The organism is Priestia megaterium (assembly GCF_046599315.1).
GTDB classification, from domain to species: domain Bacteria; phylum Bacillota; class Bacilli; order Bacillales; family Bacillaceae_H; genus Priestia; species Priestia megaterium_F.
Genome location: NZ_JBKIKC010000002.1, coordinates 458319 through 472617, shown reverse-complemented (window position 1 = coordinate 472617; position 14299 = coordinate 458319). Strand labels below are relative to the sequence as shown.

Below are 14299 nucleotides of genomic sequence, written 5' to 3'. Positions count from 1 at the left end.
AAAATTATGCATATGCTTTTTTAGTTAGTTCATATAATGGAGTTACCGTATGAAATGTTTGTTCAATACGAGCTATCCATTCTTCGCCGTTCATTGCAATCGCTTCTTTTTTTGGAATTGTAATGCCGCATAGGATCTCAGCTTTTTTAACCGTCTCTAAACGATCAAACAAACTCTCTAAGTCTTCAGAAGATAAGTCACTCATCTTTTTGCTGTCAGGTTTTGTATGATCTTTCGACCAAACAAAAGAGGCTGGGATATTTTGGCGAATCTCCTCGATGTTTTGTTTTAGCAGTTTTCCAAATTGTTCTTTAATAGGTGATTCGTAAATGACGGCGAACCACACAAAGACGTGTGTTTCCCAAAGGCCAATTTGAAAATGAGGGAGCTTTTTGTATCCGCGTTTACTGTTAGCAAAGGCTACCCACGTATCTGCTGGCGGGTTAACTGTTCTTCGTGCATGTTTGGCAATGTGTACGAACATTTCATCTCCACAAAGTGAAGAAAGAGTAGGAGCAAAATGATTGCTCAGTTGTTCGAATTTTGGACGTATCGTTGTCTTGATGGCTTCCATACGTGCATCAAGCCCCTCGATATGGAATACGTTAAAATCATCTTGTGAAAATCCTGAGAATGCCATGTGAAACCTCCGTTTTTTAGTGAATATGTATAGCTGCTGTGCATCTATGCAAGTAAGTATGATTTACGCGAAGATTCTACCACAGGAAAAGCATAAATACCAATTAATTCGCATATGCTTGTCAAAACGTGTCTATCATTTTTTTATAGGTAATCACACAATTTAGTTACATGAGATTAGGTTTCGACATAGACTATATCAATCAAAATATCTGAAAATTTAGTTTTCTATAAGCGGGTTCAATAATTTGAGAGGGGTGTTTGAAACATGAAACAAGTGGTGAATATGTATAAGAAGAATGATGGACAAAAAAGATTAGGTGTAATTCGTTTGGAGTTAGATTACGAGTTAGCGACGTTATATGAAGCAATGATGGAGAATAATGAGGAACAAAAACTAAAATGTAAGCGAAAGCTCGAGAAACTTCGTGAAGAAATGATATCTCTTCAATAGCAGATAGGGGAATAAAATAGAACAAATAAGGGTAAACTGTAAAAAAGGATTAATTTGAATGAGCAAATTCATAAGTGGTAACAGAGCACGTGGGAGAAGAAGCGGCAGTTCTTCTCCCACGTGCTCTGTTAATTGACATCTTGCAGAGGTTTTTTTAAGCTTAAATAAGAGACGTATTTTTGAGGGGGAATTGAGATGACACAACGCTGGACAGAAATTGATACATACGTTAAAGAGTGGCTAAAAGAAGCTGGACAAAAAATTCAACAGTCGTTTAGTAAAGAACTTCTCATTCAAACGAAATCGAATCCAAATGATTTAGTGACAAATATGGATAAAGAAATTGAACAGTTCTTTATCTCAAAAATCAACGAAACATTTCCGGAACATCACATTCTTGGAGAAGAAGGGTACGGAGAAGAGCTTGAATCAGAAGAAGGAACAATTTGGATTATCGATCCAATCGACGGTACGATGAATTTTGTTCATCAGCAGCGAAATTTTGCTATTTCCATCGGTATATTTGAAAATGGTGTAGGACAAGCAGGTTATATTTATGATGTTATTCATAATGAGCTGTATTATGCTTTAAAAGGACACGGAGCGTTCATGAATGACATTGAATTGCCCAAGCTTGAACCTGTACCAATTGAACAAGCTATTATTAGTCTGAATGCAACCTGGGTGACGGAAAATCGTCGTATTGACCCTTCTGTATTAAGCCCGCTTGTGCGTAAAGTAAGAGGGACGCGTTCATATGGGTCCGCAGCTATTGAACTTGCTTACGTGGCTGCCGGACGCTTGGATGGATATATTACTTTACGTTTGGCTCCATGGGACTTTGCAGCGGGTAAAGTGTTAATTGAAGAAGTTGGAGGAGTTATGACAGATTTAGAAGGAAAGCCGTTGGAAATTCTAGAAAAAAGCAGTGTGTTTGTAAGCAAACCAACATTACATGACGAAATCTTTCGTACGTATCTCGAAGGCAAGTGGAAAAAATAAAATAGAAGTGAAGACTTAGGTGTAGTCGAAGAGTTTTGTGATGAAAAAACGTCATGCACCATTTTGATGCTGCAAATGGCCATGACGCTTTCAATCATCGCAAGAAATTATAGCTGCCCTTTTTCTCGCATTTTTTTCTTAGTTGTAAAGCCAAGGCCCATTACAACAATTAAAGCTGCGATAGCTAAAATGACCCCGAGAGCGCTTCCTTCTCCGATAAATATGCCAATTGACATAATTGCCGCAGTTGCAATGAATGCATATAAAACAAATACCCACTTAATGTTTCTCATGTTGATTCCTCCCATTTGTAACGGATATTTATAGTGTACAACAAAATCATTCGGCAATTCTAGAGTTAGTGTGATATAATAGCTTAGTTATTACAAGCATAGGAGTGAAATGCGTGAACATTCGTAAAGATTTACGTAATATTGCCATTATTGCCCATGTAGACCATGGGAAAACAACGTTAGTAGATAAATTATTGCATCAGTCCGGAACATTCCGTACTAATGAGCATGTTGAAGAACGTGCGATGGATTCAAATGACCTTGAGCGTGAGCGTGGAATTACAATTTTAGCGAAAAACACAGCTATTAATTATAAAGATACGCGTATCAACATCATGGATACGCCAGGACATGCTGACTTCGGTGGAGAAGTTGAGCGTATTATGAAAATGGTAGACGGTGTTCTACTTGTAGTAGATGCATACGAAGGATGTATGCCTCAAACTCGCTTTGTATTGAAAAAAGCATTAGAGCAAAACTTAACGCCGATTGTTGTTGTCAACAAAATTGACCGTGACTTTGCTCGTCCAACTGAAGTAGTGGATGAAGTAATTGACTTATTTATTGAACTAGGTGCAAGCGAGGAACAAATTGAGTTCCCTGTTGTTTATGCTTCAGCAATTAACGGAACAGCTAGCACAGACCCTGAAAAGCAAGATGAGAACATGTCATCTTTATTTGACGCAATTATTGAGCACATTCCAGCGCCAGTAGACAACAGCGAAGAACCACTTCAATTCCAAGTGGCAATGCTTGACTACAATGATTATCTTGGCCGTATCGGTGTAGGTCGCGTATTCCGCGGAACAATGAAAGTAGGCCAGCAAGTTGCATTAATGAAACTTGATGGTACGGTAAAACAATTCCGCGTAACAAAATTATTCGGTTTCCTAGGCTTAAAGCGTGTTGAAATCCAAGAAGCAAAAGCAGGAGACTTGATCGCTGTATCAGGAATGGAAGACATCAACGTAGGTGAAACAGTATGTCCATTTGACCACCAAGATGCACTGCCAATTTTACGTATTGATGAACCTACTTTACAAATGACGTTCTTAGTAAACAATTCACCGTTTGCTGGCCGTGAAGGTAAGTTTGTTACATCTCGTAAAATTGAAGAGCGCTTAATGTCTGAACTTGAGACGGATGTAAGTTTACGCGTCGAAAATACCGATTCACCGGATGTATGGGTCGTTTCAGGACGTGGAGAACTTCATTTATCTATTTTAATTGAAAATATGCGTCGTGAAGGATATGAAATTCAAGTATCAAAACCTGAAGTAATCGTACGTGAAATTGATGGTGTTCGCTGTGAGCCGGTTGAACGTGTTCAAATCGACGTGCCTGAAGAACATACGGGTGCTATTATGGAATCAATGGGTGCTCGTAAAGGTGAAATGGTTGATATGATTAACAACGGTAGCGGTCAAGTTCGTCTGATCTTCATGGTTCCTGCACGTGGTTTAATCGGTTATACAACTGAGTTCTTATCGTTAACTCGTGGATTCGGTATCATTAACCATTCATTTGATAGCTACCAACCAATGCAGCAAGGCCAAGTTGGAGGTCGCCGTCAAGGTGTACTTGTTTCGATGGAAAGCGGCAAATCATCTACTTATGGAATTCAAGGCGTAGAAGACCGCGGTACAATTTTCGTTGAGCCAGGTACAGAAGTATACGAAGGTATGATCGTAGGAGAACACACTCGTGAAAATGATATCGTTGTTAACATCTGTAAAATGAAGCAAATGACGAATATGCGTTCTGCCAACAAAGATCAAACAACAGGTATGAAAAAACCTCGCATCATGTCTCTAGAGCAATCACTTGAATATTTAAACGAAGATGAATATTGTGAAATCACACCAGAATCTATTCGTCTACGTAAAAAAATTCTTGATAAAAACGAGCGTGAAAAAGCAGCGAAAAAGAAAAAATACGCTGACACGAAGTAATAGAAAAAGTAAGTCGTTAGCTATATTTGCTAGCGGCTTGTTTTTTATCTATTATATCAGAATTTTCTATCTTTTGGAAGCGTTTTATAAAAGGGGGATATGGAAAGGAAAAAGGTGGTTTATATCGAATAATGTAAAGTAAGGAATAGGGGGAAGGATTATGGATGTAAAAGAACACCTTTCATTTTTTGCTGCTTTGTATCAAGTAGATGAACATGCAAAAATAGGGATGTGGCTGTTATACTTTACAATCTTAGGGCTATCTGTTCTTGTGTACAAACTCGGGTTTGCGAAGAAGCTGCCGCTTTTAAAATCTGTAGTTATTTATCTATTTTTAGCTTTTGGATGTACGATATTAACATTTTTAGGCATCTTTTTACCTGTAGCTGAAGGGCTTGTGGTTGCAGCACTTGTATTGATTATTTATAAAATACGGCTGTATCAGGCTAAAAAGCAAAACTCCACGTTGGATTCATAAAAGACTACATAAAAAGACGCTTGTAGCTACAAGCGTCTTTTTAGTATGATATAGCCGATGGTAAGAACAGCTGCAAAAATTAAGTGACCAGCTGTCCAATAAAAAAGCGCTAACGCATCATCCACCGCAGGCGTAGGCTTGAGCGCAAGCAACGTCAATGGGAAATAAAGAGGAATGGTTGGTAGTGTTAATAAAAAGGAACACAATATAATCTTTTGAATAGATCGATTAGTTAATTTATCTACTATGTAAACAAAAACGATCCCAATTACAACGGCAATCAATAAATGAAAACCAAACTCTACCCATTCAGGCCATTGAATAGGACCAATGATAGGAATAAAATCAACATTTAATAAAAGGGTATAAACTTGTTTGCCGGTTAGCCATTCTATCGACTTCAAACATAACCCAAGAATAATCCCGCTTAAAATGCCAATACTTATTCCTAATCGGATCACCTTACCAATCCTCCTCTGTCTTTTTCGACTCATATAGTTTAAAGTTACCAGTAGCTATGCGTTCTTTAGTTCGTTTTTCAATCCGTTCAGAACATTCATTGCACATATATGTATGGATAGGACGGTTGCGCAGTCGTTTTGCCACAAGCGTTTCATCCTCAATTGTTTCAATTTTATCGCACATGACACATTGTACTCTCATTTCTATCACCTCAACTTCTCTATACATCATTCTAGCCGAAAATTCTTGTTTTATAAAGTTTTTTTGAGGGGCTGTCTCCCAGCAGAAAAGGAACGTTAGGAAAACATTCCTAGAAAAGCAGGTAATTTTACTTGTTAGCTCGAAGATAGTAACTAGATAAGTACATAAACAGTAGGAGGGATGAAAATGGCCAACGAAGTCGAGTCTCACTTAGTAGATGCATTATACGATGAGCTGCAGACAGAGCGATTTGCAACCATTTCAACTATTGATTTTGAAACAAACGGTCCAAATGTTAGTGCCATTTCGTGGTTAGTAGCTCCGACTAAGCAAAAAATTCGATTTGCTGTAGATGTCAAATCGAGGATTGTAGAAAACATTAAACATACGAATAAAGCAGTGGTAAATATTCTTGCCAATGAATCATGCTACTCCATCAGCGGAATAGCTGAGGTATTGCAGGAAAAGTTAGAAGGTGTAGCTTTGAAGCTAACGCTAGTTGAACTAGATATTAATGAAGTAAGAGATGTCATGTTTTATGGTTCTAAGATTTCAGTAAATCCTTCATATGAAAAGACATATGACCCAGTAGCAGCCGCTAAACTCGATAAGCAAGTAATTGAAGCGATAAAAAAAGCTTAGCAGCAGCCTGCCGCTAAGCGACTTTCTTATTCATTTTTTTGAAGATGATTATTAGATTGTTTTTCCTGCTCATTCTTTAAGTCTTGCTCTTGTTTGTTATTTAATTTTTGATTGTTTGTGCCTGTTGAACTAGGGTTTCGGCGAATTTCTTCTGCAAATTCAGGCATCACTCGGTTCACAATGGCTGCTAATTCATCTAAAAATCCTGTAACCGGCCGACCTTTGCGAATTTCATTTCCAATTTGTTTTAGCCGAGCGACCGTATCAGGATCTGCAATAACAACAGAATTAGCACCGTACGGATCAGCTTTCAGACCTTCAGCAACTGTATATTTGATTGAACTTACTTCTGAACGATCAATATCTTTCCCAACGTCAATGCCTACGATTGCATACTTACCGAGTACAATGGCAGTAGCATCGTTTACATTCGGAACGCTTGAAGCCAATTCAACTAAATGCGCTGATATTTCATTAGCAGTACGTTTGTGAGAGCGTTCAGGAGATGAATTTTTGACCTGTACAATTCGATCTGTTTTTTGTCCTTCTTCAACGTCTGCTTGGTTATTGTTGCAGCCGGTTAGCGTAATAAAACATAAGCTAATGGATAGAAAAAATTTGTTCATGTGGGAGACTCCTCCTTATGAATGACTCATTTTTTGTAGTAATTTGTATTTAGTTTCTAATAGTTCTTCTATCTTTATACACGCGTTCATATATTTAAAGAAAATGGTCCGTCTATTTAAGGTCACTTCACACATGTACACTACATAGTATATAAATGGATGGGTGCCTTGTTTCACTCCTTACAGGAAAAACAATCGGAGTAGGAGGCTGAATTATTGGGAAAAATTTACGTATTAGATACGAATGTTTTATTACAAGATCCGCATTCAATTTTTTCATTTGATGATAACGAAGTAGTGATTCCGGCCGTTGTACTAGAAGAAGTTGATTCGAAAAAAAGAAACATGGATGAAGTCGGACGAAATGCAAGGCAGGTATCCAAACTCATTGATAACTTAAGACAGCATGGAAAGTTGTATGAGAAAATCCCTTTAGAAAATGGGGGCCATTTGCGAATTGAACTCAATCATCGCTCTTTTCAACAGCTGCAAGAAATCTTTGTAGAAAAAACAAATGATAATCGAATTTTAGCTGTTGCTAAAAATCTATCTCTTGAAGAGGAAACAAAAGAAGATGGGCGTGAAGTGATATTAGTGAGTAAAGATGTGTTAGTACGTGTGAAGGCTGACGCAATCGGGTTAAAGGCAGAAGATTTTTTAAGTGATCGAGTAGTGGAATTTAATAGTATTTATACAGGCTTTTCAGAAGTCTATATTGCAAAAGAATTGCTGAGTCAATTTTATGAAAAAGGGGAATTACTAACTTCTCAAATTTCGAACCACTCCTTTTTTGCAAATCAATTCTTAGTCATGAAAGATGCATTTGGAGGATCTGGATCAGCCATCGGCATTGTCGATCAAACAACAACGAAAGTAAAAAAGCTTTTATTTGAATATGACCATATCTGGGGAATCAAACCTCGAAATGTTCAGCAAATTATGGCTTTAGAGCTTCTTCTTAGAGATGACGTTCAACTGGTCACTTTAATTGGAAAGGCTGGTACAGGTAAAACGCTGCTTGCTTTAGCTTCTGGACTTATGCAGACAGAAGATTTAGGATGTTTTAAAAAGTTGCTTGTAGCTCGTCCAATTGTTCCTTTGGGGAAAGACATTGGATTCTTACCAGGAGAAAAGCAGGAGAAGCTTCGTCCATGGATGCAACCAATTTACGATAACCTGGAGTATTTATTCAACACTAAAAAGCCTGGGGAATTGGATGCGATTTTAGCGGGTCTCAGTTCAATAGAAGTGGAGGCCTTGACATATATAAGAGGTCGAAGCATTCCGGAACAGTTCATTATTATTGATGAAGCGCAAAATTTAACAAAGCATGAAATTAAAACGATTTTAACAAGGGTAGGAGAAAAGAGTAAAATTGTGCTTATGGGAGATCCAGCGCAAATTGATCATCCTTATTTAGATGAGTATAACAACGGATTAACGTACGTAGTGGAAAAGTTTAAAGAACAAAAAGTATCAGGTCACGTTCGATTAATCAAAGGAGAGCGCTCGGGGCTAGCTCAGTTAGCAGCTGATATTCTTTAAAAAATGTGGGGTTCCTTTTGGAACCCCACGTTTTTTATTATGTAACGATGATTTCTTCTACATATTTAATAGGATTATTTCGATTAGAGCCATCTGGTAAATAGATATAAATAGGCCCGTCTTCTCTAAGAGGCTTTCCGTCTTGGCTGAAACCAAAGATTAGTTTCTGTGCTTCTTCTAATGAAAAAGAGATAAGCGCGTCTTTTGTTTTAAATGAAACGTTGGTAGCTTCTTCAGTAGGTGAAGCGTTTGCTAAAAAAGGTGCAAATAAAATGCCAAACGTCCCGTTTACTAGTTCCTGTTTCTTAAATTTTTTTTCCGTTTTTAATGTAGGAGGAAAGACGGATCCTTCTTGAATTTCACGGTCCCAATGCTTTGAAACAGCCTTTGTGTACGCTTCTGTTTCGTCTTTTTGCTCCGGTGGGTGTTCAAAAAAAACGTCCATATCGCGCTTGCGGTCATCGAAAATCCACACGCTTGGGTCAAGTGTCAGCGTATATTTTACTTTTCCTTTTAACATAATAATTGAATTCATAATAAATGCCCCCTTGATAAAAGTATAAGCGCTTTCTACTTATTTGTCACTTTGATGAAAAAATTTAGTTGAGAGTGATTCTCGTATGATATAATGTAAAAGTCAACGAAAGTGCGAAATTTCCTATATCTATGGTAATGGTTTTGAGAAAGTAACAGTGCAAAAAAGACGGCCAGCCTCAAGGACATGTTTATCCTTGCTTTTTTGGAGCATAGCCTTTAAAATTGAGAGATAGATTAGGTAATCGCTCGCGAACGGAGGGATTGAGTTTGACGCCTGAGACAATGATAGATCATCGTGAAAAAGCGTATGCGTTGTTAAAAGCTGATGCAGATAAGATTTTGCAATTAATTCAAGTTCAAATGGATAACTTAACAATGCCACAATGTCCTCTTTATGAAGAGGTTTTAGATACACAAATGTTTGGTTTATCAAGAGAAATTGATTTTGCAGTTCGTCTTGGTTTAATTGATGAACGTGTTGGAAAAACATTGCTAGACCGCCTCGAGCGTGAACTTTCTGCACTGCATGAAGCGTTTACAAAAAAATAAAAATCGCGCGATCGAAACTCAAACTATATACAAACGTAGTTTGAGTTTTTTATTACAGGTGGTTGAAATTTCCTGATTTACTCAAATTTGTACATAAAAGATGAAACGAAACAGAAACACGTCATTTTTAAAGGAAGAGGGTTATGGTAAAAAAAATATTTAGGCATTTTGACTATTCAATTATAATTCCAGTGCTGCTTCTTTGTGCGGTTGGACTAGTTATGGTTTACAGTTCAAGTATGATTGTAAGTATTACAAGATATCATACGTCAAGTGATTTCTTTTACAACAGACAAAAAATGTGGCTTGCTTTTACGCTTGTATTGTTCATTTTAACCATGCTAACACCTTACAAGCTGTATCCCAAAATACTGCCTTATGCGATTCTCGGCATTTTTGTACTGCTTTTACTTGTGTTTGTGATGGGGCATACGAGTAACAATGCACAAAGTTGGCTACAGCTTGGCGGGGCAAACATGCAGCCGGCTGAGTATGCCAAGCTTGTTGTTATTTTATACTTATCGTATGTTTTGTCTAAAAGGCAAGAATATATTGACAACATCAAAAAAGCTTTTTTTGGACCTATGGGTCTTGTATTTTTAATGTTAGGGTTTGTAGCTATTCAGCCTGATCTTGGAACGGGATCAATTATCTTTGCGATTGCTGTTACGATCATGCTATGCTCGGGAATTTCTCGAAAAACCTTTTTCCGCATGCTAGCACTAGGTATCATTTTGCTTACGGTCATTATTACGATTGGTTTTTTTACCGGTCAGTTTACTGCTAATCGAATTGGCCGTTTTACCGGCGCGTCAGATCCGTTTGCCAACGCTCAAGGAACGGGTTATCAGCTGGTTAATTCATATTTAGCAATAGGTACGGGAGGCTTAAAAGGCCTTGGTTTAGGAGAAAGTGTACAAAAGTATGGTTATCTTCCGGAGCCTCATACTGATTTTATTATGGCTATTATTGCAGAAGAATTAGGGTTCTTTGGAGTTATGCTCGTGCTCGGTCTTTTAGGCTTCTTAATTTTCAGGATTTTAATGCTGGCTAAAAAATCTCAGGATCCGTTTGCTAGTATGATCTGTATTGGCGTAGCTAGTATGATAGGTATTCAAACAGGCATCAACCTCGGAGGGCTCACTGGACTTATTCCGATTACCGGAGTAACCCTTCCGTTTATCAGTTACGGAGGATCTTCGCTGTTAACGCTGATGGTATCTATGGGGATCATTGTAAATATTTCTTTTTTCGTCAATTATCAAAACAAAAAACAAAAAAATACGGAAAATATTGTGTTGCATCCGAACAATACATCAATAACAAGTGATTGATTTTCGTGAAAAAATTGTGTAAAAAAAGCAAAAATTTATTGGGATTTTATCGTTTTCCATTGATTTTTGCTTTTCTTTTATCCAATTTTGCTATATATTGAAGTTTATACGAAATTGAGAGGAGATTAGCAACATGAGTTTTGTAACTAAAAAAATCAAAAAAGTATTAGTAGCAAACCGAGGAGAAATTGCGATTCGTGTATTTCGAGCATGTACTGAACTGAATATTCGGACTGTTGCAATTTATTCCAAGGAAGACGCGGGTTCTTATCACCGTTACAAAGCGGATGAAGCCTATTTAGTAGGAGCGGAGAAAAAACCGATTGATGCTTATTTAGATATAGAAGGCATCATCGACATTGCTAAGTCTCATGATGTAGATGCTATTCACCCAGGTTATGGATTTTTGTCAGAAAATATCCAATTTGCGAAACGTTGTGAAGAAGAAGGCATTATTTTTATTGGCCCAAAATCCAAGCATCTTGATATGTTTGGAGATAAAGTAAAAGCACGTCATCAGGCTATTCGAGCAGATATTCCCGTTATTCCTGGCACAGATGGTCCTATTGATTCTATTGACGAAGCAAAAGAATTTGCTAATCAGCATGGGTATCCTCTTATGATCAAAGCAGCTTTAGGCGGAGGCGGTCGAGGCATGCGTATCGTTCGCGATGCAGCTAGCCTGAACGAATCGTATGATCGTGCCAAATCAGAAGCAAAAGCAGCTTTTGGTAATGATGAAGTGTATGTCGAAAAACTAGTTGAAAATCCAAAACATATTGAAGTGCAAATTTTAGGTGACGAACAAGGAAATGTTGTGCACCTTTATGAACGCGACTGTTCTGTGCAGCGGCGTCACCAAAAAGTCGTGGAAGTAGCACCAAGTGTTTCTATAGATGAAGACTTACGTCTCCGCATTTGTGAAGCAGCTGTGCAGCTGATGGAAAAAGTGCAGTACATAAATGCAGGTACAGTAGAATTTTTAGTATCAGGAAACGATTTTTATTTCATTGAAGTAAATCCACGTGTTCAAGTAGAGCACACGATTACTGAAATGATTACAGGCATTGATATTGTACAATCGCAAATTTTAATTGCAGATGGCTACTCACTTCACAGTAAGGAAGTGTCAATTCCTGAACAAGATAAAATCTATGTACATGGATATGCTATTCAATCTCGTGTAACGACAGAAGATCCGTTAAACAACTTTATGCCAGATACGGGTAAGATTATGGCCTATCGTTCTGGTGGCGGTTTTGGAGTACGGTTAGATACAGGAAATAGCTTCCAAGGTGCTGTGATTACGCCGTATTATGATTCACTGTTAGTAAAAGTAACAACTTGGGCATTAACATTCGATCAAGCGGCATCAAAAATGGTAAGGAACTTAAAAGAGTTTCGTATTCGAGGAATTAAAACAAATATTCCGTTTCTTGAAAATGTAGTAAAACATGATAAGTTCCTAACAGGTACTTATGATACATCATTTATTGATACGACGCCTGAGCTTTTTGTCTTCCCTAAGCGAAAAGACCGCGGAACTAAAATGCTTACATACATTGGGAACGTTACGGTAAACGGATTCCCTGGTGTATCAGAAAAGAAAAAACCAATCTTTACGAAACCTCGCGTTCCTAATGTCGATATAAGTAAACCAATTCAAAATGGAACAAAGCAGATTTTAGATGAAAAAGGTGCTGAAGGTTTAGTAAATTGGGTGAAAGAACGCAAGGAAGTGCTATTAACGGATACAACGTTCCGTGATGGGCATCAGTCTCTTTTAGCAACGCGTATTCGTACAAACGACTTAAAACAAGTAGCTAATCCAACTGCACGTTTGCTTCCAGATTTATTTTCTATGGAAATGTGGGGAGGAGCAACGTTTGATGTCGCTTATCGATTCTTAAAAGAAGATCCATGGGATCGTTTGCTTACTTTACGTCAACAAGCGCCAAACGTTCTTTTCCAAATGCTTCTTCGCGCATCAAATGCGGTTGGGTATAAAAACTATCCTGATAATGTAATTAAGGAATTTGTTGAAAAATCAGCTTATGCGGGTATTGATGTTTTCCGTATCTTTGACAGCTTAAACTGGGTGCAAGGAATGACTCTTGCAATTGACTCAGTTCGTCAAACAGGAAAGATTGCAGAAGCAGCGATGTGTTATACAGGTGATATTTTAGATCCGACACGTCGTAAGTATGATTTGGATTACTATAAGAATTTAGCAAAAGAGCTTGAGCAGTCTGGAGCGCATATTCTAGGCATTAAAGATATGGCGGGTCTTTTAAAACCACAGGCAGCTTATGACTTAGTATCTGCTCTAAAAGAAACGGTTGACATTCCGATTCACCTTCATACGCATGATACAAGCGGAAACGGTGTGTACACGTATGCAAAAGCAATTGAAGCAGGTGTAGACATTGTGGACGTAGCCGTAAGTTCAATGGCAGGCTTAACGTCTCAGCCGAGTGCTAACTCTCTTTATTACGCATTAGAAGGAGCGGACCGCAGACCAAATCTAGATATTAAAAATCTAGAAGAGCTATCGTACTATTGGGAAGATGTGCGAAAATATTACCAAGATTTTGAAAGCGGCATGAACGCTCCTCATACGGAAGTGTACGTGCATGAAATGCCAGGCGGTCAATATAGTAACTTGCAGCAACAAGCGAAAGCAGTTGGTTTAGGGAACCGTTGGGATGAAGTAAAAGATATGTATTCACGCGTGAATTTGTTATTTGGTGATATTGTAAAAGTTACGCCATCATCAAAAGTAGTTGGAGATATGGCATTGTTTATGGTCCAAAACAACTTAACAGAAGAAACGCTGTTTGAGCGCGGTGAAACGCTTGACTTCCCAGATTCAGTTATTGAATTGTTTGAAGGGTATTTAGGACAGCCTCACGGCGGATTCCCTAAAGAGCTTCAGCGCATCATTTTAAAAGGAAGAAAACCTATTACAGTTCGTCCTGGTGAACTGTTGGAAGATGTGGACTTCGATACAGTGAAAGAAAAGCTATTTAAGGACTTAAATCGCCAAGTAACTAGTTTTGATGCAATTGCTTATGCTCTTTATCCAAAAGTATTTATGGATTATCATAAAGCAGTTGAGCAATATGGTGACATTTCCGTTCTTGATACACCGACTTTCCTATACGGCATGCGTCTAGGAGAAGAGGTTGAAATTGAGATTGAAAAAGGAAAAACCTTAATTGTTCGCCTTGTATCTATTGGAGAACCCCAGGCAGACGGTACGCGAACAGTATACTTTGAATTGAACGGTCAGCCTCGTGAGGTAGTGATTAAAGACGAAAGTGTCAAAACAACCGTCACGGCAAAACGAAAAGCCGACCAAGCAAATCCGGCCCACATCGGCGCTTCAATGCCTGGAACCGTTATTCGAGTAGTAGTAGAAAAAGGCGACAAAGTCTCAAAAGGTGATCATCTCATGATCACAGAAGCAATGAAAATGGAAACAACTGTGCAAGCACCATTTGACGGCGTAATTAAACAAGTACACGTGTCGAATGGAGATGGCATCCAGCCGGGAGATTTATTAATTGAATTAGAAAGCTAATC

At 38.1% G+C, this 14299-nt stretch carries 15 protein-coding genes; 9 read left to right on the top strand and 6 right to left on the bottom strand.

Going from position 1 to position 14299, the window contains the following annotated elements; genetic code table 11:
* Positions 1 to 4 precede the first annotated feature (4 nt).
* Positions 5 to 640, bottom strand: coding sequence for a YktB family protein (locus ACLHDF_RS09765; protein ID WP_413918663.1), 636 nt, complete (start codon positions 638 to 640; stop codon positions 5 to 7).
* Between the two features lie 267 nt (positions 641 to 907).
* On the opposite strand from ACLHDF_RS09765, the gene ACLHDF_RS09760 reads away from it, so the two are divergent.
* On the top strand, positions 908 to 1093 hold the full coding sequence (locus ACLHDF_RS09760; protein WP_413918662.1) for a hypothetical protein: 186 nt from the start codon (positions 908 to 910) through the stop codon (positions 1091 to 1093).
* Between the two features lie 195 nt (positions 1094 to 1288).
* Positions 1289 to 2095: an inositol monophosphatase family protein gene (locus tag ACLHDF_RS09755; RefSeq protein WP_413918661.1), complete on the top strand. Its 807-nt coding sequence runs from the start codon at positions 1289 to 1291 to the stop codon at positions 2093 to 2095.
* A 107-nt stretch (positions 2096 to 2202) separates the two neighbouring features.
* Here the strand turns inward: ACLHDF_RS09755 and ACLHDF_RS09750 are convergent, their stop codons facing one another.
* Entirely contained in the window at positions 2203 to 2388 is a 186-nt protein-coding gene (locus ACLHDF_RS09750; protein ID WP_016763441.1) for a YlaF family protein, read from the bottom strand.
* Positions 2389 to 2501: 113 nt separating this feature from the next.
* Between ACLHDF_RS09750 and typA the strand changes: the two genes are divergently transcribed.
* Together typA and ACLHDF_RS09740 are read left to right on the top strand one after the other, a co-directional pair.
* Positions 2502 to 4340, top strand: coding sequence for a translational GTPase TypA (typA, locus tag ACLHDF_RS09745; protein ID WP_413918660.1), 1839 nt, complete (start codon positions 2502 to 2504; stop codon positions 4338 to 4340).
* Between the two features lie 160 nt (positions 4341 to 4500).
* Entirely contained in the window at positions 4501 to 4818 is a 318-nt protein-coding gene (locus ACLHDF_RS09740; protein ID WP_413918659.1) for a YlaH-like family protein, read from the top strand.
* A 26-nt stretch (positions 4819 to 4844) separates the two neighbouring features.
* Here the strand turns inward: ACLHDF_RS09740 and ACLHDF_RS09735 are convergent, their stop codons facing one another.
* On the bottom strand, positions 4845 to 5279 hold the full coding sequence (locus ACLHDF_RS09735; RefSeq protein WP_413918658.1) for a hypothetical protein: 435 nt from the start codon (positions 5277 to 5279) through the stop codon (positions 4845 to 4847).
* A gap of 1 nt (position 5280) precedes the next feature.
* Positions 5281 to 5481, bottom strand: coding sequence for a YlaI family protein (locus ACLHDF_RS09730; protein ID WP_013056069.1), 201 nt, complete (start codon positions 5479 to 5481; stop codon positions 5281 to 5283).
* Between the two features lie 186 nt (positions 5482 to 5667).
* On the opposite strand from ACLHDF_RS09730, the gene ACLHDF_RS09725 reads away from it, so the two are divergent.
* Complete coding sequence (locus ACLHDF_RS09725; RefSeq protein ID WP_413918657.1) at positions 5668 to 6123, top strand: pyridoxamine 5'-phosphate oxidase family protein; 456 nt, start codon at positions 5668 to 5670, stop codon at positions 6121 to 6123.
* Between the two features lie 26 nt (positions 6124 to 6149).
* Here ACLHDF_RS09725 and ACLHDF_RS09720 read toward each other — a convergent pair whose 3' ends face one another.
* A complete protein-coding gene (locus tag ACLHDF_RS09720; RefSeq protein ID WP_413918656.1) occupies positions 6150 to 6749 on the bottom strand; it encodes a YhcN/YlaJ family sporulation lipoprotein in 600 nt (199 codons plus the stop codon).
* Positions 6750 to 6965: 216 nt separating this feature from the next.
* Here ACLHDF_RS09720 and ACLHDF_RS09715 point away from each other — a divergent pair, with 216 nt between their 5' ends.
* Complete coding sequence (locus ACLHDF_RS09715; RefSeq protein ID WP_413918655.1) at positions 6966 to 8294, top strand: PhoH family protein; 1329 nt, start codon at positions 6966 to 6968, stop codon at positions 8292 to 8294.
* A 37-nt stretch (positions 8295 to 8331) separates the two neighbouring features.
* On the opposite strand, the gene ACLHDF_RS09710 is transcribed toward ACLHDF_RS09715, so the two are convergent.
* Positions 8332 to 8829, bottom strand: coding sequence for a peptidyl-prolyl cis-trans isomerase (locus ACLHDF_RS09710; RefSeq protein ID WP_413918654.1), 498 nt, complete (start codon positions 8827 to 8829; stop codon positions 8332 to 8334).
* Between the two features lie 284 nt (positions 8830 to 9113).
* On the opposite strand from ACLHDF_RS09710, the gene ACLHDF_RS09705 reads away from it, so the two are divergent.
* The 3 genes from ACLHDF_RS09705 (at position 9114) to pyc (ending at position 14297) form a co-directional block, all read left to right on the top strand.
* Positions 9114 to 9380 (top strand): YlaN family protein, encoded by a 267-nt coding sequence (locus ACLHDF_RS09705; protein WP_370506486.1) that lies wholly within the window; start codon positions 9114 to 9116, stop codon positions 9378 to 9380.
* A 143-nt stretch (positions 9381 to 9523) separates the two neighbouring features.
* Positions 9524 to 10714 (top strand): FtsW/RodA/SpoVE family cell cycle protein, encoded by a 1191-nt coding sequence (locus tag ACLHDF_RS09700; protein WP_413918653.1) that lies wholly within the window; start codon positions 9524 to 9526, stop codon positions 10712 to 10714.
* 133 nt (positions 10715 to 10847) lie between these two features.
* Entirely contained in the window at positions 10848 to 14297 is a 3450-nt protein-coding gene (pyc, locus tag ACLHDF_RS09695) for a pyruvate carboxylase (RefSeq protein WP_413918652.1), read from the top strand.
* The last annotated feature ends 2 nt before the right edge of the window (positions 14298 to 14299 follow it).

What these genes read in the sequence shown, in the direction of transcription:
- ACLHDF_RS09700 (WP_413918653.1), top strand. Translation starts at nt 9,524, where the DNA reads ATGGTAAAAAAAATATTTAGGCATTTTGACTATTCAATTATAATTCCA.
- ACLHDF_RS09710 (WP_413918654.1), bottom strand. Translation starts at nt 8,829, where the DNA reads ATGAATTCAATTATTATGTTAAAAGGAAAAGTAAAATATACGCTGACA.
- ACLHDF_RS09750 (WP_016763441.1), bottom strand. Translation starts at nt 2,388, where the DNA reads ATGAGAAACATTAAGTGGGTATTTGTTTTATATGCATTCATTGCAACT.
- ACLHDF_RS09720 (WP_413918656.1), bottom strand. Translation starts at nt 6,749, where the DNA reads ATGAACAAATTTTTTCTATCCATTAGCTTATGTTTTATTACGCTAACC.
- ACLHDF_RS09730 (WP_013056069.1), bottom strand. Translation starts at nt 5,481, where the DNA reads ATGAGAGTACAATGTGTCATGTGCGATAAAATTGAAACAATTGAGGAT.
- ACLHDF_RS09760 (WP_413918662.1), top strand. Translation starts at nt 908, where the DNA reads ATGAAACAAGTGGTGAATATGTATAAGAAGAATGATGGACAAAAAAGA.
- pyc (WP_413918652.1), top strand. Translation starts at nt 10,848, where the DNA reads ATGAGTTTTGTAACTAAAAAAATCAAAAAAGTATTAGTAGCAAACCGA.
- ACLHDF_RS09725 (WP_413918657.1), top strand. Translation starts at nt 5,668, where the DNA reads ATGGCCAACGAAGTCGAGTCTCACTTAGTAGATGCATTATACGATGAG.
- ACLHDF_RS09705 (WP_370506486.1), top strand. Translation starts at nt 9,114, where the DNA reads ATGATAGATCATCGTGAAAAAGCGTATGCGTTGTTAAAAGCTGATGCA.
- ACLHDF_RS09765 (WP_413918663.1), bottom strand. Translation starts at nt 640, where the DNA reads ATGGCATTCTCAGGATTTTCACAAGATGATTTTAACGTATTCCATATC.
- ACLHDF_RS09755 (WP_413918661.1), top strand. Translation starts at nt 1,289, where the DNA reads ATGACACAACGCTGGACAGAAATTGATACATACGTTAAAGAGTGGCTA.
- ACLHDF_RS09740 (WP_413918659.1), top strand. Translation starts at nt 4,501, where the DNA reads ATGGATGTAAAAGAACACCTTTCATTTTTTGCTGCTTTGTATCAAGTA.